This window comes from Gordonia sp. NPDC057258 (genome assembly GCF_042668985.1).
In the GTDB taxonomy this organism is placed as follows: domain Bacteria; phylum Actinomycetota; class Actinomycetes; order Mycobacteriales; family Mycobacteriaceae; genus Gordonia; species Gordonia hongkongensis.
In genome coordinates, this window is record NZ_JBHUXZ010000042.1 from 1 (window position 1) to 20741 (window position 20741).

General features: G+C 64.6%; 20 protein-coding genes and 1 pseudogene. 12 read left to right on the forward strand and 9 right to left on the reverse strand.

Annotation, left to right across the window (positions count from 1 at the left end):
- A partial coding sequence (locus ACFUEJ_RS21260) for a hypothetical protein (protein ID WP_388031686.1) occupies nucleotides 1-199 on the forward strand: 199 nt, incomplete at its 5' end.
- Nucleotides 200-338: 139 nt separating this feature from the next.
- Here ACFUEJ_RS21260 and ACFUEJ_RS21265 read toward each other — a convergent pair.
- Nucleotides 339-1994 carry a cytochrome c biogenesis protein ResB gene (locus tag ACFUEJ_RS21265; protein ID WP_249146427.1) on the reverse strand — a complete coding sequence of 552 codons (1656 nt, stop codon included), beginning with the start codon at nucleotides 1992-1994 and terminating at the stop codon, nucleotides 339-341.
- 390 nt (nucleotides 1995-2384) lie between these two features.
- Here ACFUEJ_RS21265 and ACFUEJ_RS21270 point away from each other — a divergent pair, with 390 nt between their 5' ends.
- Nucleotides 2385-3617 (forward strand): Nramp family divalent metal transporter, encoded by a 1233-nt coding sequence (locus ACFUEJ_RS21270; RefSeq protein ID WP_249146426.1) that lies wholly within the window; start codon nucleotides 2385-2387, stop codon nucleotides 3615-3617.
- 26 nt (nucleotides 3618-3643) lie between these two features.
- Here the strand turns inward: ACFUEJ_RS21270 and lspA are convergent, their stop codons facing one another.
- Both lspA and ACFUEJ_RS21280 read right to left on the reverse strand, forming a co-directional pair.
- Entirely contained in the window at nucleotides 3644-4087 is a 444-nt protein-coding gene (gene lspA / locus ACFUEJ_RS21275; RefSeq protein WP_211540795.1) for a signal peptidase II, read from the reverse strand.
- 50 nt (nucleotides 4088-4137) lie between these two features.
- On the reverse strand, nucleotides 4138-4527 hold the full coding sequence (locus ACFUEJ_RS21280; RefSeq protein WP_249146435.1) for a metalloregulator ArsR/SmtB family transcription factor: 390 nt from the start codon (nucleotides 4525-4527) through the stop codon (nucleotides 4138-4140).
- 95 nt (nucleotides 4528-4622) lie between these two features.
- Between ACFUEJ_RS21280 and ACFUEJ_RS21285 the strand changes: the two genes are divergently transcribed.
- The 4 genes from ACFUEJ_RS21285 to ACFUEJ_RS21300 all read left to right on the forward strand — a co-directional run bounded on the left by ACFUEJ_RS21285 (nucleotide 4623) and on the right by ACFUEJ_RS21300 (nucleotide 9386).
- The gene (locus ACFUEJ_RS21285) at nucleotides 4623-5213 is read left to right on the forward strand and encodes a class I SAM-dependent methyltransferase (protein ID WP_307848128.1); all 591 of its coding nucleotides are present in this window, start codon (nucleotides 4623-4625) and stop codon (nucleotides 5211-5213) included.
- 284 nt (nucleotides 5214-5497) lie between these two features.
- Complete coding sequence (locus ACFUEJ_RS21290) at nucleotides 5498-6670, forward strand: Ig-like domain-containing protein (RefSeq protein ID WP_211540786.1); 1173 nt, start codon at nucleotides 5498-5500, stop codon at nucleotides 6668-6670.
- A gap of 114 nt (nucleotides 6671-6784) precedes the next feature.
- Nucleotides 6785-7201, forward strand: coding sequence for a helix-turn-helix transcriptional regulator (locus tag ACFUEJ_RS21295; protein WP_258325142.1), 417 nt, complete (start codon nucleotides 6785-6787; stop codon nucleotides 7199-7201).
- Nucleotides 7194-9386: a cation-translocating P-type ATPase gene (locus ACFUEJ_RS21300; RefSeq protein ID WP_258325143.1), complete on the forward strand. Its 2193-nt coding sequence runs from the start codon at nucleotides 7194-7196 to the stop codon at nucleotides 9384-9386. Before ACFUEJ_RS21295 ends, ACFUEJ_RS21300 begins: the two co-directional genes overlap by 8 nt.
- 16 nt (nucleotides 9387-9402) lie before the next feature.
- Here the strand turns inward: ACFUEJ_RS21300 and lnt are convergent, their stop codons facing one another.
- Complete coding sequence (lnt, locus tag ACFUEJ_RS21305) at nucleotides 9403-10905, reverse strand: apolipoprotein N-acyltransferase (RefSeq protein ID WP_211540778.1); 1503 nt, start codon at nucleotides 10903-10905, stop codon at nucleotides 9403-9405.
- 217 nt (nucleotides 10906-11122) lie between these two features.
- On the opposite strand from lnt, the gene ACFUEJ_RS21310 reads away from it, so the two are divergent.
- Together ACFUEJ_RS21310 and ACFUEJ_RS21315 are read left to right on the forward strand one after the other, a co-directional pair.
- Nucleotides 11123-11767, forward strand: coding sequence for a thioredoxin domain-containing protein (locus tag ACFUEJ_RS21310; RefSeq protein WP_075863778.1), 645 nt, complete (start codon nucleotides 11123-11125; stop codon nucleotides 11765-11767).
- Nucleotides 11768-11832: 65 nt separating this feature from the next.
- Nucleotides 11833-12405: a vitamin K epoxide reductase family protein gene (locus ACFUEJ_RS21315; RefSeq protein ID WP_211540803.1), complete on the forward strand. Its 573-nt coding sequence runs from the start codon at nucleotides 11833-11835 to the stop codon at nucleotides 12403-12405.
- A gap of 97 nt (nucleotides 12406-12502) precedes the next feature.
- Here ACFUEJ_RS21315 and ACFUEJ_RS21320 read toward each other — a convergent pair whose 3' ends face one another.
- The 3 genes from ACFUEJ_RS21320 to ACFUEJ_RS21330 form a co-directional block, all read right to left on the reverse strand.
- On the reverse strand, nucleotides 12503-13444 hold the full coding sequence (locus ACFUEJ_RS21320; protein WP_127964025.1) for a cation diffusion facilitator family transporter: 942 nt from the start codon (nucleotides 13442-13444) through the stop codon (nucleotides 12503-12505).
- A 206-nt stretch (nucleotides 13445-13650) separates the two neighbouring features.
- Nucleotides 13651-14463 (reverse strand): cytochrome c biogenesis CcdA family protein, encoded by an 813-nt coding sequence (locus tag ACFUEJ_RS21325; RefSeq protein ID WP_211540772.1) that lies wholly within the window; start codon nucleotides 14461-14463, stop codon nucleotides 13651-13653.
- Nucleotides 14460-15080: a TlpA disulfide reductase family protein gene (locus ACFUEJ_RS21330; RefSeq protein ID WP_084813247.1), complete on the reverse strand. Its 621-nt coding sequence runs from the start codon at nucleotides 15078-15080 to the stop codon at nucleotides 14460-14462. The genes ACFUEJ_RS21325 and ACFUEJ_RS21330 overlap by 4 nt, the downstream gene beginning before the upstream one ends.
- A gap of 532 nt (nucleotides 15081-15612) precedes the next feature.
- Here ACFUEJ_RS21330 and ACFUEJ_RS21335 point away from each other — a divergent pair.
- The 3 genes from ACFUEJ_RS21335 (at nucleotide 15613) to ACFUEJ_RS21345 (ending at nucleotide 18701) form a co-directional block, all read left to right on the forward strand.
- A complete protein-coding gene (locus ACFUEJ_RS21335) occupies nucleotides 15613-16407 on the forward strand; it encodes a M23 family metallopeptidase (RefSeq protein WP_258325144.1) in 795 nt (264 codons plus the stop codon).
- A gap of 231 nt (nucleotides 16408-16638) precedes the next feature.
- Nucleotides 16639-18429: a cytochrome c oxidase subunit I gene (gene ctaD / locus ACFUEJ_RS21340; RefSeq protein ID WP_211540771.1), complete on the forward strand. Its 1791-nt coding sequence runs from the start codon at nucleotides 16639-16641 to the stop codon at nucleotides 18427-18429.
- The gene (locus ACFUEJ_RS21345; protein WP_211540770.1) at nucleotides 18426-18701 is read left to right on the forward strand and encodes a hypothetical protein; all 276 of its coding nucleotides are present in this window, start codon (nucleotides 18426-18428) and stop codon (nucleotides 18699-18701) included. The genes ctaD and ACFUEJ_RS21345 overlap by 4 nt, the downstream gene beginning before the upstream one ends.
- 316 nt (nucleotides 18702-19017) lie before the next feature.
- On the opposite strand, the gene ACFUEJ_RS21350 is transcribed toward ACFUEJ_RS21345, so the two are convergent.
- Both ACFUEJ_RS21350 and ACFUEJ_RS21355 read right to left on the reverse strand, forming a co-directional pair.
- The gene (locus ACFUEJ_RS21350) at nucleotides 19018-19950 is read right to left on the reverse strand and encodes a M56 family metallopeptidase (RefSeq protein ID WP_075863791.1); all 933 of its coding nucleotides are present in this window, start codon (nucleotides 19948-19950) and stop codon (nucleotides 19018-19020) included.
- Nucleotides 19951-19954: 4 nt separating this feature from the next.
- Nucleotides 19955-20326: a BlaI/MecI/CopY family transcriptional regulator gene (locus ACFUEJ_RS21355; protein ID WP_388031696.1), complete on the reverse strand. Its 372-nt coding sequence runs from the start codon at nucleotides 20324-20326 to the stop codon at nucleotides 19955-19957.
- A gap of 214 nt (nucleotides 20327-20540) precedes the next feature.
- On the opposite strand from ACFUEJ_RS21355, the pseudogene ACFUEJ_RS21360 reads away from it, so the two are divergent.
- Nucleotides 20541-20696: pseudogene (locus tag ACFUEJ_RS21360) on the forward strand (heavy metal-associated domain-containing protein); the annotation flags it as partial.
- Nucleotides 20697-20741: the final 45 nt, after the last annotated feature.

The following is a 20741-nucleotide window of genomic DNA, read 5'->3' on the forward strand; positions in this document are numbered from 1 at the left end:
CGTCATCGCCTGGGCCCTCAGTTCCGGGTCGACACGACGAACACAGGGTGGGGACTTTTATCTGGCCACCAGCGGGGACCTCGACCTGGCCACCAATGGGGACTTTCTCATGGCCATGGACAGGCGCGCGACGTTGTACAGCAGCGTGATGGCGACCAGGGATCTGGCTGAAGAGGCTGGCGTGGTGGTGGCGCTGTGAGAAGTGTTTGTGCGCATGGTCGATGTGGCTCCGTGTGGGGTGAATGCGATCGGGATGGATTGTGACGCGACAGTTGGCTCGGTGCCGCGTCCTGCAGCGGGGGCGGTTCATGAGATGAGATCTGTACGGATGTGAAAGTTCATGGCTGATGTGCGCGCCGTGGTCGGCGGTTTGTCGGCCCTGGCTGGGTCAGCCATCGCCGCGCCTGCTGGTCGAAGTCCTCGCCCCACCCGGCCTGATCGGTGCGGGCCAGTCCCGCGATTGTTACTGCGGTGCGTCGTTGGCCGTCGACTTCGACGGGCACTAGCCGCACCCAGATTCGGCGACGCCGGACAAGTAGAGACACAAGTAACCCAGCCAGCATCACGGTCGCCGACAACAGAACCCAGTTCTGTGCCGGCCCGTGTGATACCTGCATGGACACGAAGCGTTCATACCCATCAAAGCGCACCACGGTGCCATCGGCGATGGTGTGAGTCTGTCCCGGGCTGAGATTGACCTGTGCCCGCTGCTGGAGCCGACCCTGCTCGATGAGCGCTCGGTTCAAGGAGTACGCATTCTGCGGGCGACCGGTATCCAGTCCGGTGTCGCCTTGGTAGATCCTGATCGCCACATACGGATCATTCGGCACGGGAAACGATGAGGTGAGCAGGGTTCCTTGGAATGCTGCGGTGGGCGCGAATAGGCCCTCGATCGCGATCTGTCGATTGCGACGTTCGTCTGGGTCGGGGTAGAGGCCGGCTGGGGTATCGAAACGGGCCGCGCCGGAGGACAGCATCGTCTGCAAGTTGTCGGGAATGAAAAGTACTGTCTGAGTGCGTTGCTCACCGTTGGGGAACGTCACAGTGAACGTCGGTGCGAAGCCGTTGCCGAGGACATAGACGCGGTCGCCAGCTACTCGCAGCGGTTCGTTCACTCGGACGCGTGCAGTGCTCCACGTATCGGGATCGGACTGTCGCACGTCCCCGGTGTAGGTGACGTCGGCTTCGTACATGTCGGGCTGACCGCTCGGCAGGAACCGGGCATCGAAGCCCTCGACGCGGACACAGAATGGTGAGAGATCGGTGCCATCGACGAGGCTGCCTGCACGGAATGAGTCATAAACCGCGGTCGAGGTGTTGCACAACCCTTGTGTGCCATCGGCGACGAGACTGCGGGTGCCTTCGTAGCCGTAGAGTTTGTCGGCCGCGATCGATATCAGCAAGGCGAGTAGGGCGAAGTGGAACACGAGGTTGCCCCACTCGCGAAGGTAACCCTTTTCTGCGGAGATCTCTACGGCTGCGGTGGGTCGGTGCGCATTCGCTGGTCGTGTGGTGGTGGCTCGGCGCCAGCCCCGGAGGTTGGCGTTGATGAGGGTAGCAACCTCTTCGGGTGTTCCTTCTACGGTGTCCTCGAGGTGCCGCGGCAGGCGGGTGAGGTTGCGCGGCGCGGGAACTGGACGGGCTCGGACCGCTCGCAGATGCTCGAGGATCCGGGGAGTGAGGCATCCCACAAGCGACACGAACAGCAGGACGTAGATCGCGGTGAACCACGAGCTGGCGAAGACGTCGAAGAGCTGCAGTCTGTCCATCCAAGTGCCGAGGGCGCCGCGGTCGGCAATGTACTGGGCAGTCTTCTGCTCGTTGAGTGGGCGCTGCGGCAGCAGAGCGCCCGGGATGGCGGCCGCAGCCAACAGGAACAGCAGCACGAGTGCTGTTTTCATCGACGTCAGCGAGCGCCACAATCTGCGCAGGGGGCCAAGCGCCGGGTGTACTCGTCGCGGCGTCGGCGCTTCGATGGTGCCGGTGTGCATCATCGTCGTCGTATGGGTAACGCCGCACCCGGGAAGTCGTCATCCCTCGCGAGAGAACAGAGTGCGCGGTCGGCGACGTGATCCTGAGCTGTCTGCCAGTCGACTCCCAGCATCATCGGCCGCCGGGACTTCCTCGCCCGCATCGCCATCCGGGTCCCACCTGCTCTTCCTGCCCACATCAAAATACTACGTAGCGTAGTATTTCGACACGCAGATGACAAGCAGGGATGCGCCCCGCTGCGGCGCACTCGTACTTGCAGGCCGTCGAAGACGTCACCCCACCAACCAAGCTCACGAAGCCTCGTCATGTGCCGCCCCATCAACTACGGTGTACCGAATAGTTGTATTCGGTAGACCGAACTTTGTGATTGAGGGGCGGCAATGCGAGAGGTCATGGCTTCGGCTCGTCCGCGGTTCGCGCGAGCTCGGTCTGGGTCCCTACTGCTCGGTCCGGCCTTCGTCGCAGCCATCGCCTATGTTGATCCCGGCAATGTCGCGTCCAATATCAGCGCTGGCGCCCAGTTCGGCTACCTCCTCGTGTGGGTGATCGTGGTTGCGAACGTGATGGCAGGGTTGGTGCAGTTCCTTTCTGCCAAGCTCGGGGTGGTCACGGGCAGGTCATTGCCTGAGACGGTGCGTCTGCGCGCGTCGCGGACCGCCAGGCTCTCCTACTGGGTGCAGGCTGAGATTGTCGCTATGGCAACCGATCTCGCCGAAGTGGTGGGCGGAGCTATCGCGCTGAATCTGCTCTTCGACCTGCCGTTGCTCATCGGTGGCGTCATCACAGGTTCGGTGTCGATGGTCTTACTTCTTGTCCAAGACCGCAGAGGGCAGCAACCGTTCGAGCGGGTGATCATTGGCTTGCTGGCTGTCATTGCCATCGGTTTTCTGACAAGCGCCGTGGTGGCACCACCTCCCCCCGGGGCTGTCATGGGGGGCCTCTTGCCGCGGTTCGATGGCACGGAAAGCGTGCTGATCGCGGCCGCCATGTTGGGTGCGACGGTGATGCCTCACGCGGTGTATCTGCATTCAGGTTTGGTGCGGGATCGACACGGCCATCAACCGGAGGGGCCGATCCGGTCGCGGCTGTTGCGTGTGACGAAGATTGATGTCGGTCTGGCGATGCTGCTGGCGGGCGCGGTCAACCTGTCCATGCTGCTGGTGGCAGCAACCACTTTGCGTGGCCGTGAAGGGGTCGATTCGATCGACGGAGCGCATGCGGCGGTCGCCGACACCTTGGGGCAAGTGGTGGCGTTGCTGTTCGCGCTGGGGCTTCTTGCCTCGGGGCTGGCATCAACCTCGGTCGGGGCGTACGCCGGCGCGATGATCATGGACGGGCTGTTGCAGCGCAGGATTCCGCTCATACTCCGACGCCTGATCACCCTGGTACCTGCCATCACAGTGTTGGCCATCGGAATTGATCCCAGCCGAGCTCTGATTGTCTCGCAGGTCGTTCTGTCCTTCGGCATCCCCTTCGCACTGGTTCCGTTAGTGCGTTTCACCAGCGACAGGATGCTGATGGGCGAGGATGTGAACAATCGACTCACCACGTCGCTGGCCTGGCTGACTGCAGCGGTCATCATCGTGCTCAACGTCGCCTTGATCTACCTGACAGTCACCGGTTAAGCGAGTCCGCGCGACGGTTCGATCCCCTAGGTGTCGCGCGGAGCTGACCAATCTTGCCGCAACACATCTAGCACGATCAGGACGACGCCGATGGTGATGAATGTGTCCGCGAGGTTGAACGTGGGGAACCAGCCGGTATGGAAGTAGTCGGTGACGACGCCGTCGGCGGCGCGGTCGATCAGGTTGGTGAGTGCGCCGCCGAGGACCGCGGCAAATCCGATCCGGCCGGCGACCCCCGCGTCGGGTGCGACGTGCACTGCGTAGCCGGCCAGTGCGAGGGTGATGAACCCGGCCACGGCGAGTATGGCCCAGCTGGGCAGCCGATCACCGAGGCTGAATGCAATACCGGGGTTGAACGCTAACCGCAATTGGAGCACTCCCAGATCGGCCGCACTGCCCTCGGTGAGTCGGCTGACAACGAAGGAGTTGACTGCCAGCCCGACGGAGGTCACCACGACAACCAGGGCCATGAGAACGCCTCGGGGGTGGAGTGTTTTCGTCACTGCCGGCGTCGCGTCGGTCACGTAAAGGCTCCAGCCGGGGTAGGACTCGCTGACGCTGCGGCGGCGTCGCCGGCATAGTTCGGGCACAGCGCTACCGCGCTACCAGTGGCCGCCAGCAGGGTCTCCGCCGAGGCCAGCAGATCCATCAACTCGGGCCGAGTGAGGCGGTAGAACACCTGCCTACCTTGTGGGCGTCCCTCAACTAGCCCGCAGTCGCGCAGACATGCCACATGCGCCGACACTGTCGACTGCGCCAAACCCAACTCCCCTACCAGGTCGGCGACCCTGACCTCCCCGCCGGCAAGACGACGCACAATCGACAAACGGGTGCTATCGGACAGGCTGTGAAACAACGCCACCGCCGCGTCCACATTCGTTCCGGCTCTCGACGTTCGACACCCATCCATGCTATTGATCGTCACCAGACGATAATAAGCGGTCGCTGCCGATGAATGTGGGAGGGTGGTCACCAATGTTGATGAACCGCGTGGAGACTGTTCTGGTGAACTCGCCGCCCCGGCGGTGGCTGCAGCGCTACGAGGCGCGTGTATTGACCGCGTTGGGCGGACGGACCCCGGGGGCGCACGTTGCCGAGCTGGGGTGCGGGTCGGGGTACGGCACCCGGCTGATCCTCGACGAGTTCGGCGCCGCGCGCGTCGACGCGGTAGACCTCGATCCGGCGATGATTACTCGCGCTCGCCACCGCCTGCGCCGCCACACCGGCAGGGCACACCTCGCCCGAGGTAGCGCAACGGACCTGCGTTCAGCATTGCACGACGTTGGCGGCGGGCAGAACGGTACTTATGACGCAGTCTTCGACTTCGCGATCATTCACCACATCCCGAACTGGCGGGAAGCCTTGGACGAGGTGGCCCGCGTACTCAAACCGGGTGGGCGGTTCTTCTTTGACGAGGTCACCGCGACCGCCCTTGCTCGGCCGACCTACCAAGTGCTGTTTGACCATCCGAGCGAGGATCGGTTCACCGCCGGTGAATTCCTGCACGAGTTGTCCCACCACGGTCTCGAGGTCGGCGAGCGGTGGCGAACACGCATCGGCGGGGACTACCTGTTGGGTGTCGCCACACGGCAATAGTGAGGTCGACGTGGTGTCTCGGCGGTCGCCCACCACGACGACGTTTCGAACCTTCTCTCACGCGGTGCAGTGGTTAGAGGAGCGCACAGCCTTCAACTACTATCGTGGTTAGTAAACCTAGTCCAGCGCCGAGTGGGAGGGTTCGACAATCGATGGGCCGCGTAAGAGGGACTCGAGCTACCGAAGAGCCACGTGATCGCCGATCGACTCACGGTGGGCGGCCGCAGTGCTCGGACTCTCGTGAATGCCGCGGGTCGGTCCGGGCCGGTATCCCGCGACTGCTGATGCTCGCAACGCTGACGGCGGTGGTGATGGTGTTGACCTCGTGCAGCTCGACCGGAGGTGCCGCCTTCAGCAACGAGATTCGGGCCGTTGACAGCTTCGCCGACATCACACAACCTTCCATCGCTGTGGCCACTGAAGGTGGCGGGCGACTTGCGCCCAACGCGGTCGTCGAACCTGGGCTTCCTATTGTTGTCACGGCCAGTCGCGGCGCGTTGACTAACGTCCGTATTCCCACAGCCAGCGGCCGTCCCTTGGCGGGCTCCCTGAGCGAGGACGGCTCAACGTGGACAAGCACCCAGCCCCTGGGGTATTCGAAGCGATACGTGGTTCAAGCCGAGGCCGTGGGCGTGGGCGGTCGATCGGTCGTCTCGCAGCGTTTCACCACGACCTCACCGGAATCGTTGACCAGCGCGGCCATCCTCGGCGAGAAAACCGTCGGGATCGCCCACACGATCGGCGTGCGGTTCGCCGATCCCATCCCCGACCGAAAGAAGGCACAGGCGGCGATCACCGTGTCGTCTGACCCCCAGATGCAGGGTGCGTTCTATTGGATCAGCGACTCCGAGGTCCGGTGGAGGCCCGAACGCTTCTGGACACCGGGCACCAAAGTCAGTGTCGCCGTCAACATTTACGGAGTCGACCTCGGCGACGGGCTCTACGGCGACGAGAACTTGTCCTACGACTTCACCATTGGCAGAGCTCAGGAAATCGTCGCCGACGACAACACCAAAACAATCGTCGTCAAACGAGACGGCAAGGTCATCCGCACCATGCCGACCTCGTTCGGCAAAGACAGCACTCCGACGCCCCGCGGCATCTACATGATCGGAGATCGCGTCGAGCACATCATCATGGACTCGTCCACCTACGGAGTGCCTGTCGAGTCCGCAGCGGGATACCGCACACCCGTTCAATGGGCGGTGCAAATGTCCTACAGCGGCATCTACATGCACGGCGCACCGTGGTCGATGTCGGCGCAAGGCAACAGCAACGTCAGCAACGGTTGCCCAAACCTGAGTCCCGCAGACGCGGAATGGCTCGTCAAGAACACCCTGCGCGGTGACCCCGTCACGGTCAAGAACACCAACGCCGACACACTGTCGGGAGTCGATGGACTCGGCGACTGGAACATCCCGTGGTCACAGTGGAAGAAGGGCAACACCGACACCTAGGCGCCCCCCGCCTGGCTGGAGCTTGTCGACGCCACTCGCCATATCGATGGGTGTTGAGGTATTCGCGCCGGCACGCCTATAGTAAGCCATATCAATAAACGTAAGGATGTTGATATGACTCAGGAGTCGGTGGACACATGCGACCTGCTGTGCCTCGATCTACCGCACGCAGAAACAATCCGGACTGCGCTACCCGAGGTGACCGCGGTCGACAGTGCCGCCGCCGGAGCTCGCGCACTCGGTGATCCCACCCGGCTGCGAGTGGCAACGGCGTTGCTGTCGGGCGAGGAATTATGCGTCTGCGACCTCGCGTGGGTGGTAGGCCTGGCGCAGAACCTTGTCTCGCACCATCTGCGCCTACTCAAGGGCGCCGGCCTGGTGACCGGGCGCCGGCACGGACGGTTAGTGATGTACGCGTTGACCCCCTCCGGCCACGCTCTCGTGACAGCGGTTCTCGCGATTGCAGGACTCTCCACCGCAGCCACGACGACACCGTCGGCGGCCACAGTGCAGGGGCGAGCTCATGGCTGACGCATGCTGCGGGCCATCAGATCCCGCCGACCTCGACGCCGAGGTCGATCAGGGCCCGGTTCGGTTGTGGCAGGTGCGCGAGCTGCGTTTCGCCGCCGCCGCAGCAGTGTTCCTCGCGCTCGGCTGGATCATCGGAGACTCTCTATCAGAGACCGCGGGCATCGTCGTGGAACTGGTCGCGGTCGTCGTCGCTGCCTCAACGTTCGTGCCGTCGACGCTGATGTCGCTGCGCCACGGGCGCATCGGTGTCGGAACGCTGATGACGATCGCCGCGATCGGGGCTGTGGCGCTGGGCCAAATACCCGAGGCTGCGCTGCTGGGAATCTTGTTCTCGGTCGCTGAAGGACTCGAGCATTACGCGGTCACCAAGACCCGGCGCGGGCTGCGGGCACTGCTCGCGCTCGTTCCACCGACCGCGTCGGTGATTCGTGAGGGTCGCGAGATCACCGTGTCCCCTGATGAGTTGATCATCGGCGATGTGCTGGTGGTGCGTCCCGGTGAGCGCGCGTCGACCGACGGGACGATCACCGCGGGCACTACCAGCGTGGATATGTCGGCGATCACCGGCGAATCTGTTCCGGTGGAGGCGGGTCCGGGCGACTTGCTCTACGCCGGCGCGATTAACGGTGGCGGTGCGATCGAAGTCCGCGTGACCGCCCGCGCCGCGGATAGTTCCCTGGCCCGCATCGTTCACATCGTCGAGCAAGCGCAGGAACGCAAAGGCGCCGGCCAACGTCTCGCCGACCGCATCGCCCGCCCCCTGGTCCCGGCCATCATGGTGCTCGCGGCGCTCGTGGCAGGTATCGGTGCGCTGCTCGGTGATCCCCTGCTGTGGCTCGAACGCGGCCTGGTAGTCCTCGTTGCCGCGTCCCCGTGTGCGTTGGCGATCGCGGTGCCGCTGACGGTGGTCGCCGCGATCGGCGCCGCCAGCCGCCATGGCGCATTGGTCAAAGGCGGTGCTGCACTAGAGGAGTTGGGACGGGTCCGCGTCGTCGCACTGGACAAAACCGGCACCTTGACCCGCGGCACTCCGGAGGTCATCGCCGTGGTGAGCACCCCCGAAATCACCCGCGAGGACGCGTTGTCCTATGCCGCCGCGCTCGAGGCACGCAGCGAGCACCCGCTGGCGAGTGCGATTCTCGCGGCCGCACCTGCTCTGGGCTCACCTGCCGAGGACGTCACCGCGATCGCCGGTCACGGACTCACCGGCCAGATACGCGGACAGCAACTGCGCCTGGGCAAACCCGGGTGGCTCGATCCTGGCGCGCTCGCCGGCGATGTCACCCGGTTGCAGAGCGACGGTGCCACCGTCGTGCTGATCGAACGCGATGGCACCGTCGTCGCCGCCATCGCCGTCCGCGATGAGCTTCGCCCCGAGGCCGCTGAAACGGTCGCTCAGCTGACGGCGCTGGGTGTCAACTCGGTCATGCTGACCGGGGACAACGATCGCACCGCACACGCCTTGGCCACGGCGGCCGGAATCAGCACCGTCCATTCCGAACTGCTTCCCGAAGACAAAGCCGACTTGCTGCCCACACTGGCGCGCGGGCGGGCGATCGCCATGGTCGGCGACGGCGTCAACGACGCCCCAGCGTTGGCCACCGCCGATGTCGGAATCGCGATGGGAGCGATGGGTACCGACGTCGCCATCGAAACCGCCGATGTGGCGTTGATGGGCGAAGATCTCCGCCATCTCCCACAAGTGCTGTCCCACGCTCGGCGCGCACGCCGAATCATGGTGCAGAACATAGGATTCTCTCTGGCCATCATCGGTGTTCTGATTCCGCTGGCCGCCACGGGCGTCCTCGGCCTGGCCACAGTGGTCTTCGTCCACGAACTCGCAGAAGTGCTGGTGATCGCCAACGCGATTCGCGCCGCCCGGACGAAAGCACTGCCGGGCACCGGCGCCGTGCACCGGGTAACCCCCGGCAAGCTCAACATCTCGGTGGCGGCCTACCACGACACAGGCGACGCCTGCTGCGCCCCGGTATCAGCCACCACCACCGATCAGCCACGGCCGGTGCCCGAGGCACCCCTGCTGCCGGCTCCACGATTACGCGGCGCGGCGACCAGCACGAGTTGTGCTGCCACAACAGAACCAGGGTGCAGCTGCTGTTCGAGCCCGTCGGATGACGCCGATGACACACCGAGTAGCTCACCAACGCCTCATCGCGAACGCCACTGAGGCACATCACGCCGCGTCAGGTGCGTTGGCGTGATCTCCACGTGCGTACAACCAGTGCCGCCAGGACCGCGGCAGCACAGATCCCTTCTCCTGCTGCTCCGATCCGCGTAGCCAGAGTCGTCGTTGTCCTCAGCGGCACCCGCGCGATGAGGACATCGGGGGTGAACAGCGCTGTGCGTTGTGCAACGGCCCCATCAGGCTCGATGATCGCGCTCACCCCACTGGTTGCTGCGATGACTACCGCCCTACCGTGCTCGACTGCCCGCACCCGCGACATCGCGAGTTGCTGGTAGGTCATCTCGGTGCGCCCAAACGTCGCGTTGTTGGTCGGCACGGCGATCAGTTGCGCGCCGGCGCGCACCGAGTCGGTCACCAGATCGTCGAACGCGACTTCGTAGCAGGTCGCTACCGCCACCGGTACACCTGCAAGATCGACGACACCATTGCCCGTGCCAGGAACGAAGTTGCCGGCCCGGCTGGCGTAGGACGACAGCTGTGTCATCAGTTCCCGCAGCGGCAAGTACTCCCCGAACGGCACCAGCTGACGTTTGTCGTGCTCCTGACCAGGACCGGTAACCGGATCCCACACCACCAACGTGTTGCGGGACGTGCCGTTGCTCCCGGCGATCACCGCTCCCACCAGGATCGGCACCCCGATCGCCCGCGCGGCACGATCAATCTGCGCCGCAGCATCGCGGTTACCGAACGGGTCGATGTCGGATGAGTTCTCCGGCCACACCACCACATCGGGACGCACGACCCGCCCAGAGCGGATCTCCTCGGCCAGGTCGAGGGTGCGTTGGACATGATTGTCGAGCACTGCGCGTCGCTGAGCATTGAAATCCAACCCCAGCCGCGGCACATTGCCCTGCACCACTGCCACCGTCACCGACCGCTCCCCCGCGTCATCGCCTCCCCCCGCGGGCGTCATCGTCCACACCAGCAGTCCAATCACGGCAACCGTGGCCGCAGGCCCGGCCAACGTCTGAGGCTGCCGGCGGACCACGGCCCCCGCCGCCGCGGCCAGGGCCGCGCCGAGCAGCACCACAACGAACGACAACCCCGGCGCGCCGGCCAGCGCCGCCAACGGCAGGAGCAACCCGTCCGGTTGACCGAATGCGATTCGGCCCCAGGGGAAACCGCCAAACGGTATCCGGGAACGAATAGCTTCGACTGCCACCCAGGCGCCTGCCAACCACACCGGCGCGCCGCGCCATCTGCCCAGTGCCGCTGCCAACGCCCCGAAGATCCCGAACGCCACCGCCTGGACTGCTGCCAAGACCAGCCACGGCACCGCACCCACATAGATGCCGACCCACGGCAGCAAAGGCACGAAAAACCCCAGCCCAGCCAGATAGCCATAGCCGGATGCCGCCCACAACGACCGCCCCCGCAGCGTCACCACCAGAACCGCGATAGCCAACGGGGCGAGGAACCACAGCTGACGCGGAGGGAAACTCACGTACAGCATGCCGCCGGCGCCGACGGCAGCAGCGCTGCGCAGCACCGGATGAAGCATCGGTGGAAACGACGCACCGGCCCGCCGAGCACCCGAAGAACTCACCACCGCGCACCGCACCCCTCACCGAAATTTGTCGAGCGCACCGATCCGCCCGCGGTCGCCCGGCCGGGGCCGCGCGCCTGTAAACTACTAGCTAACGTAGTAGTAGTTTGACGGGAGTGAACATCGTGGCAGGTCAAGCGCTGAAGATTCGACTCGAGTCGAGGATGCCCCGGTGAGCCGCACCGTCAAGATCTCACTCGCCGTAGTGTTCGTGTTCTGCCTGGCGCTGACAGTGGTGTTCGTGGTGTCCCGGGCCGGCGACAGCGAACAGGCTGCCGCCCAGGCGAGCATGACGGTACGGGATGATTCCCCACGTCTATCGACTCCGACCGAGTCCAAGGCAACATTCGTGGAATTCCTGGACTTCGAATGTGAAGGGTGCGGGGCGGCATACCCGGCGGTGGAGCAGCTTCGCCAAACATACGGCGATCAGGTCACTTTCGTGGTCCGCTACTTCCCGCTCCCCGGGCATTTCAACGCTGACCGCGCGGCACGGGCCGTGGCTGCCGCGGCCGAGCAAGGTCAGTTCGAACCGATGTACCGCAAGATGTTCGACACCCAACGCAGCTGGGGTGAGCAGCGGGTACCGCTGGATGATCTGTTCTTCTCCTATGCCCAGGAGCTCGGTCTGGACATGGATCGATTCGCCGCCGACTACAACTCGCAGGCCACCCGCGAACTCATCGACCGCGATGTCGCTGACGGCAAAGCGCTGGGTGTCACCGGTACACCCACCTTCTTCATCAACGATGAACTGATCAAACCCGAGAGCTATGGCGATCTGAGCTCGGCGCTCGAATCCGCAGTACGCCAGTGACCGTCCCACCACCACCCCGCCAGGCCTCGCCATCCTCACCCTCGGCGCCAGTGACACGATTCCCAGTGTCTCCGCGACTGCTCGGGTGGATCCTTGCGGTCTGCGGAGGTATCGGGCTCATCGCTGCGTTCACGCTGACGGTTGAAAAGTTCGAACTGGCAACCGATCCGGCGTACACACCGACCTGCAGTATCAACCCGATCGTCAATTGCGGATCGGTGATGGACACCCCCCAGGCGGTCGTCTTCGGGTTTCCCAACTCACTGATCGGAATTGCCGGCTTCTCCGCGCTGATTGCTGTCGCGGTCCTGATGGGGAGCCGGCCGCCCACCTGGGTCATGATCGGGCTGCAGAGTGGGTTGACGGGTGCGGTGGTGTTCGTCCATTGGCTGATCTTCCAGAGCCTGTACCGAATCAACGCGCTCTGTCCGTACTGCATGGCCGTGTGGGTGGTTGTCGTGGTTGCCTTTTGGTATGTGAGCCTGCGCAATGCCGACCATTTCTGCCCACCCGGGACAGCACGCCGAGCCCTCGATGCGATCCTCACGGTGCACACCGTGGTACCGCTGGTGTGGGTGCTGGCAGTGATCGCCCTTATCGCCCACCGTTTCTGGTGGTACTGGTCGACGCTGATGTGACACCTCCGCGGCAGCGCCCGGCCGAGACGGCAGACTCGTGTAGCAGAGATCTGCACTCGCGCAGACCGCAGGTGTGGTGTGACGCCGATGTGATCCCTCACGGGTGATGGGTGGCTAACGCTTCCTCGTGGTGGCGCTGGGCGCTGGTCTCGAGCTGGAAGGTGGAATGCTCGAAGGAGATGGCGAAGTGGGTCGCCACGCAGGTCCGGATGTCATCCAAGATGGTGGGGGCGTGGCCGTCCTGGAAGCAGTCGTCATCGACCACAATGTGAGCGCTGATGATCGGTAGGCCCGTGGCCACCGTCGATGCGTGAAGGTCGTGCACGTCGTGCACACGATCCATCTCGAGGATGTGGGCCCTGACGTCGTCGAGATCGATCCCTTTCGGGGTGAATTCCATCAGCACCCGCGTCGTCTCGGCCATGAGTTTGAGGGCGCGGGGTGCGATGAGCGCGGCGATGAACAACCCGGCCAGCGCGTCAGCTTGTTGGAAACCGGTGGTAGCGATGACGATTGCGGCGACGATCACACCCAGCGACCCCAGTGCGTCGTTGAGGACCTCCAGAAACGCCGCTCGCATGTTGAAGTTGGCGCCGCGTCCCGAGGCGAGCACAAGCATGGCGACGATGTTCGCCACGAGCCCGATGACTCCGAAGAGCAGGAGTTCGGTCGAGGGCACCTCGGGTGGCGAGAACAGTCGTCGTACGCCTTCGACAGCAGCGTAGAGGCCCACAGCGAGCAGCAGCGAGGCCTGCCCCAGAGCGGCGATGACCTCGATGCGCCGCAATCCCCACGTGCGGGTTTTGCTGACCGGGCGGTGCATCACGGTTGCTGCGACGAGCGCGACCGCTAAACCGATCGCATCTGTCGCGGCGTGTGCGGTGTCGGTCAGCAGCGCCAGACTTCCCGTGATCACCGACCCGACAAGCTGGGCCACGACAATGATCCCCGTCAGAGCAAACGCGATCGCCAACCGGACACGCAGCGACGAGTCGCTGGATGCGGGGTCGGTTGGTCCGTGATTGTGTCCGGCTCCCATGCGTCGTACTCCCTCTCATCCACACCCAGATAGCTACGCTGTCCACATATATCAATACATGCGCATGTGACTATATGACAGATCGGGGCGGAACGGAACCGGCGGATCACGTCACGACTGAATCGGGATGTGCTGAGATGGCCCGACGTCGGCGGCGTGATGCCGGTGGTATTGGGTCCGTCGAAACGGCGCCGCCACTACAGGCCTCAGATGGGTAGTTGGGTATCGGTGATGAACGCGTCGCGGACCCACACGATGAATTGATCCCACAGGCCGGTAATCAAGGCGATACCTACCGCGATCATCATGGCGCCGCCGACGATCTGGATCATGCGGGCGTGGGTCCGCAACCAGCCGAGGCTGCGCAACGCCCACGCCGAGGAAAACGCAAGCACGACAAAAGGAATACCAAGGCCCGCGCAGTACGCCACGATCAGCGCGACGCCCTTCGCTGCGGTGGCACCTTCGGTGCCGCTGGCCGTAGCAATGACCGCCGCGAGCGTGGGCCCTAGGCATGGGGTCCACCCGAGTGCAAAGACCCCGCCGAGCAGCGGAGCGCCGGCGATGTTGGAGACGCGGCGGGGGGCGAACCGTCGTTCCTGTTGCAGTGCCGGCACCAGCCCGATGAACACCAGACCCATGATGATGGTGACCACGCCGCCGATGCGCTGGAGGACTTCACGATTCACCACGAAAGTGGTGGTGACTCCGAGTACGGTGGCGGTCGCTGCCACGAAGACCACGGTGAAACCGAGGACGAACAGGCCTGCGGCGAGCGCCACGCGCGAACGACCCCGCTTGTTCGGCTCCCCCACCGACACCGCAGGCGCCTCGGCGCCGACCACGCCAGCCAGATACGACAGATACCCCGGAACGAGGGGGACCACGCACGGTGAGGCGAACGACACCAGTCCGGCGATCACGCACGCGAGCAGCGCCAGTAGGAGCGGACCGCTGGCGACGAGGTTGGCAAACGTCTCGCCGACCGCGGCCTGCACTTCGACCGACTGCGGGGTCATTGGGGTGGTGCCACAGGCTCGGCGAGAACTCGCTGAACTGTTGACCCGAGTTCGTCGGCGGTGATGGCCTTGAGGAACACCGCGGCCGGACGGTGGTCGCGGTCGAGCACGATGGTGGTCGGCACCACCGACGTTGGGGTGGTCAGCGCAGCCAGGGTCAGACCGGCAAAGTCGTAGATCGAGGGAAAGGCGACTTTTCTGTCGATAATGAAGTCCTTCGCTGCCTGCCGGTTGTCGCGCAGATTGATACCGAGGAACTCGACTCCCGAGGCCTTGTTCTGGGCGTAGACATGCTCGAGGTCGTCGGCTTCTCCCCGGCAGGGTCCGCACCACGAACCCCAGACGTTGATGACGACGACTTTGCCTGCGAAGTCGTCGAGTCCGATGGTCTGGTCGGTCACCACGTCAGGGCCGGAGACGGTAGCGATCCTCTGACGGCTCGCGGGCGGATCGTAGGTGATGACCGTCTGCCCGCCGGGCGAGACGAACTGAAAGGTTCCCCCCTGCGCAACGGCGTCGTCGCCAGCGCTACCACAACCCGACGCTACCCACGGCACCACGCATATCAGCGCCAGGACCGCCGCCCGCACCGCGGATACCCTTCTCCCCTGCTGCACCAGCACTCCTCGACGTTGATCTACTACGCAGCGTGGTAGATCACCATTCGACTTGTCAACATAGGCATAGTTTTTGTGGCCCTCACCCGACCGGTGGCCGACTTTCTGCGGCGTACATGTGTGACGTTCACCGAGTGCGTTAGGAACGCCCACCTGCTAATACGTTCGGACTCGGGCGTGTTTCCCGACTCGGCAGTCACTGCCCATCCGCAACTACATCACCTAGTAGTAGAGGCCCCGCGATTGCGATGGGCACTCAATCAGATCGTGTTACTGCTGTGACCTGTGGGGCCTATGGTTCGAACGGAGGGCTGCCGATCGTGGCCTCATGTGCACCTGGCGTGTGGTGCTGAACGTCAGTGCGTCGCGCCCGTCTCCGGAAGGTCTCGCTGGCATGCCTATGTCGTCCCTCACCCGCCGCTGCGGCGCTCCACGGCCTTGTCTGAGACTGGGGGTCGCAGGAATCGTTGCTGCGGTTCTGCTGAGCTTCTCGGTCGACGCTCGAGCACGAGCCGACGCCGATACCGCCCATGTGACTCAGCAGTTCGCCCAACTGGTCGCCGAGACGATCTCGGCAACACTGGGCGGCCCGGCGATGGGAACCCTCGCCGACGAGATCCGAACAGTCAGCACATGTCTGGCCGACCGAGCGCGCCCAGTCGAGCCGCCAGTGCCAGCCGAGGATCCCATCACTGCGGTGGGATGCTTCGCCGCCGTGCTCGGTGCGGGACGAGCAGCCGCCGAACTGATTGTCGACGCGCTGCCGATCGGGCGGTTGCTGGCGCTTCTGGCTTTCGAGATGCGTCCCCATGATCCCGCGGCTGCGCACCCGGCACCAGCCGGTCCACCCGTCTATTCGTCGCCGTCGCCGGGGTCGGTGGTCGCTCCCACGAACGGCCGAGTCACCTCCACCTTCGGTGACGGCCGCGGCCATCAGGGTATGGACATCGGCAACGACCTGGGGGCACCGATTTTCGCGGTCACCGACGGCGAAGTGATCAACTCGGGGCCAGCTGAAGGCTTCGGGTTGTGGGTACGCATCCGGCATGCCGACGGAACAATCACGACCTACGGCCACAACGACGACAATCTCATCAACGCGACAGCACCGGTCACGGTCGGTCAACCCATTGCCACGGTGGGCAATCGTGGCAACTCGACCGGGCCTCACCTGCACTTCGAGGTTGCTGATGCATCCGGCGCCGCCCTCGACCCGGTGCGATGGCTCGCCGAACGCGGCGTCAGTCTGCCCTCCGACAGCGACGCCGAACCTACTATCACGCCCAACGAACCGCCGAGCACCGGAAGCGCAGACCTCTGGCGGTAAGGGTGGCTGCGGCGCACGGTCGCGACTTACCGGTCGGGCCGAACTCAATGAGGGAGGCGACGTTTCGCCGCGGTTCTGTCGCCTCCCGGTCGAGACTCGGGATTCCAGTACCAACTATGCTACCTAGTAGTTAATCGACTACAGTCCGTAGTAACGGCCCGGGAAGTCGCACGCACGATGCGCGTGTTGCTTCGATCAGGGCCACCATTTTCCGAGTCAGATGGAGGCCTCATGACCGCGGTGTCCCCGCGCCCGCCCGAGGTGGTCGCCACGCGGCCCTATCCCGAGCGGCGAAAGGCCAAAGGGTCATTCATCTACACGATGCTGACCACGACCGATCACAAGCTGATCGGCATGATGTACATCGTCGCGTGCTTCGGGTTCTTCCTCATCGGCGGATTGATGGCGCTGCTGATGCGCGGAGAACTTACGACGCCGGGCATGCAATTCCTCTCGACCGAGCAGTACAACCAGCTGTTCACCATGCACGGCACGATCATGCTGCTGATGTATGCCACCCCCATCGTGATCGGCTTCGCCAACTTCGTACTGCCCCTGCAGATCGGCGCTCCCGACGTCGCCTTCCCGCGACTCAACGCACTGGGTTTCTGGCTGTTCGTCTTCGGTTCGACCATCGCGATCGCCGGCTTCATCACCCCGGGTGGCGCCGCGGACTTCGGCTGGACCGCCTACACCCCGCTCAGCGACGCCATCCACTCACCCGGCGTCGGCTCCGACATGTGGTTTCTCGGACTGACCGTGTCTGGTCTGGGCACCATCCTGGGCGCGGTCAACATGGTCACCACGGTCATCTGTCTGCGCGCACCGGGAATGACGATGTTCCGCATGCCCATCTTCACGTGGAACATCCTGGTCACCAGTGTGCTGATCTTGCTGGTGTTCCCGCTGCTCACCGCGGCATTGCTTGGCGCCGAAGTCGACCGCCAGTTCGGCGCGCATCTGTTCGATCCAGCCAACGGCGGCGCCATTCTCTGGCAGCACATGTTCTGGTTCTTCGGTCACCCCGAGGTGTACATCATCGCGCTGCCGTTCTTCGGCATCGTCTCCGAGATCTTCCCGGTCTTCAGCCGTAAACCGTTGTTCGGGTACTCAGGACTGGTCTACGCCACCCTCGCCATCGCCGCCCTGTCGGTCGCGGTGTGGGCACACCACATGTACGTCACCGGTGCCGTGCTGTTGCCGTTCTTCTCCTTCATGACCTTCCTGATCGCGGTACCCACGGGCGTGAAGTTCTTCAACTGGATCGGCACAATGTGGCGCGGCCACATGACCTTTGAAACCCCGATGCTGTTCTCGGTCGGCTTCATGGTCACCTTCCTGTTCGGCGGACTCACCGGTGTGCTGTTGGCCAGTCCGCCGATCGACTTCCAACTCTCCGACAGCTACTTCGTGGTGGCCCACTTCCACTACGTGCTCTTCGGCACGATCGTGTTCGCCACCTACGCCGGCATCTACTTCTGGTTCCCGAAGATGACCGGCCGACTGCTCGACGAACGCTTGGGCAAGATCCACTTCTGGTTGACGTTCATTGGCTTTCACCTCACCTTCTTGGTGCAGCACTGGCTCGGAGCCGAAGGCATGCCCCGCCGGTACGCCGACTACCTGCCCTCAGACGGCTTCACCACGCTCAACATCATCTCCACCGCCGGCGCGTTCGTCCTCGGCGTCTCGACACTGCCGTTCCTGTGGAACGTCTTCCGCAGCTACCGCTACGGCGAGGTCGTGACCGTCGACGATCCATGGGGCTTCGGCAACTCGCTGGAGTGGGCCACCAGCTGCCCGCCGCCGCGCCACAACTTCACCGAACTGCCCCGCATCCGGTCAGAACGTCCGGCGTTCGAACTGCACTACCCGCACATGGTGGAGCGGATGCGCGCCGAAGCCCACGTCGGCACACGGCACGGTGAACCCAGCGAGGCGGCCGAAGAAGTCCGCCGTGCGCCGCTGACCACCGGAGACCACGAAGCATCTACAGATCCCGACCCGGAGAGCCGACCGTGAGCAACTACCCCTACCCAGCACTCGACCAGGCCCCCGTCCCGCGATCGCGCCGCCCGCTGACCGTTCCGCGGTGGTTCGCCATCCTCGCAGTCGGCTACACCGCGGTGATGACCTTTGCGCTGACCCTGCTCGCAGGCTCTGTCCTCGCTCAGGGCACTCCACTGCTGCTGTGGCTGATCGCGGCGACCGCGGCAATGTGTGCGGCCCGCGGTGCGGCCGCCGTCGCGACCCGAGCGATGAGGCCAGCACGAGGCCGTGCGGCGCGACCCTAGGCGAAGAAACTCACCACCATCCCCAGGTGGAGAACTCGTCGCACCGCGCGGCGGCGAGACCCGCAGCCACCAGGGCCTCCAAGATCACCGGGCCTGACTGAGGCCACCATCGTGCACTAGGTACCGATCACGCAGGGTGCCGCGATAACGCGCGACCGGCTTGGGCGTATGTCGCGAAGGCACGCGCGGGCTGCGATCGACACGCTGCGACGAGCGCCGGTCAGCGGCCGCTGCTCTCGGTGGCGCAAACAGACGCGACGCTCGTGGGTGTCGAGCAGTAGCAGCCCCTGTCGAGCGAATATGGCGTGACGGGGACTTACGCGGTGAGTCCATGTACGAGAACTGACAACACCGGAAGTGCCGCAGCCGTACACAACGCAGCACCCAAGAGGGGTAGCACGCTCGCCGCAGCGTAGGTCGACTTCGTTGGCTCGATCGCGCCGTTCTCGAGCATCAGCAATCGGTAGCGCGTCGAGCGGGGCATGGGGGTCTCGGGGCCTACGCCCTGACTGGTCACGTGCGCGAGTGCGCTGCGCACGGCAGCTGTGCTGGTGACCCGAGCAGCCGACATGTCGGCATCTGCTTCGATCAAGGTCGCGACTGCCGCCGGCGCCCGGCGAAACAGCGGCACAAAGGGCAGAGCTCGTGCCATCACATCGCAGACCGCCAGAACGCGGTCGTGCCGGGACCTCAGATGGGCGAACTCGTGCGCTAGTACTGCGGCCCGCGCCTCGGCGGGCACGTCTGTGCGCAGCGCACTTGTTGCCACTACGAAGCCACTGCGCCCGCCGACGCAGTACGCCATGGGGTGGGGGTGATCGATCCAGAGCACGTCGGGGGTGTCGGGTTCGGTACTGCCCACCACAGCGACGACGTCGCGATGAAGACGGTGCACGCGATGCACGTCGCGGGTGTGCCGAGCGCACGACATCGCGGTGCGCGCGACCACGGCGATCAGGACCACGGCGACGGCAATGCCGTACACCTGGCTGAAATCGTCGCGCACCGCGTGCAGGACAGCTCCCGCGCACCGAGCCAAGGTGTCAACGAAGCGCTCGGCCGGCGGCGGGTCCGGCCACAACGCCGACAGCGCCGATAGAAACAACAATCCCACCGCCGTGGCGATACTGCTGACCCATGCGGTGATCAGTACCCGCGGTGACCATCGCTGGGGCAGTCGGTCGAGAACGTAGGGACCCAACACGCCCAGCACGGCCGCGCCCACCAGGTGGGCCAATGCGACGCTCACACTCTCAGCGCTTCCTCGGACGATCCGTCCGCGTCCGGGACAGGTGCTCGCTGAGGACCGCGCGCTCCTCGGGAGTAACCATCCGGGCGAAGTGCATCAGCACCGCCGTCGAATCGCCGCTGGCATCGAGCACCTGCCGCAGTGTCTGAGACGTCGCCTCCTCCCGCGACTGCAACGGGAAGTACCGATAGGCGCGGCTGATCTTCTCGCGACCCGCGAAGCCCTTCTTGTGCAGATTGATGACCACGGTCAACACCGTCGTGTACGCCAAGTCGCGGTCGGCCGGCGCATCGACGATGTCGTGCACACTCATCGCCGCCGAAGCGCCCCACAGCACGTCCATCACCGCGCGTTCCAACGAACCCAACTGAGTCACCGTCGCCTGCCTGATCGCCTCGTATTTGCTGCCAGTCTAGAACAAACTACCCTGCTTAGTAGCCGAAGCCTGGTTGCCTCAGCCCTGCTGTCTCACTGCCCCATGGGGGCTCTCGCATCTCCTGCGGTGCCGTGCCCTCACCGCCTACTGAAAGCGCCCACCCGTGACCGACCTCGTTGACCACACGCACCCGACACGCCGCATCCAACTCGATGTGGGCGGAATGACCTGCGGTGCGTGCGCAGCTCGGGTGGAACGCAAACTCAACAAACTCGACGGCGTGCGCGCCTCGGTCAACTACGCCACTCGGCGAGCCACCGTGGAACTCGAGACCCACGCACACGTCGCCGATGCTATCGACGCCGTGCACACAGCAGGGTATGCGGCTGCGGAACTGTCCGAGCAGGCCCCTGCC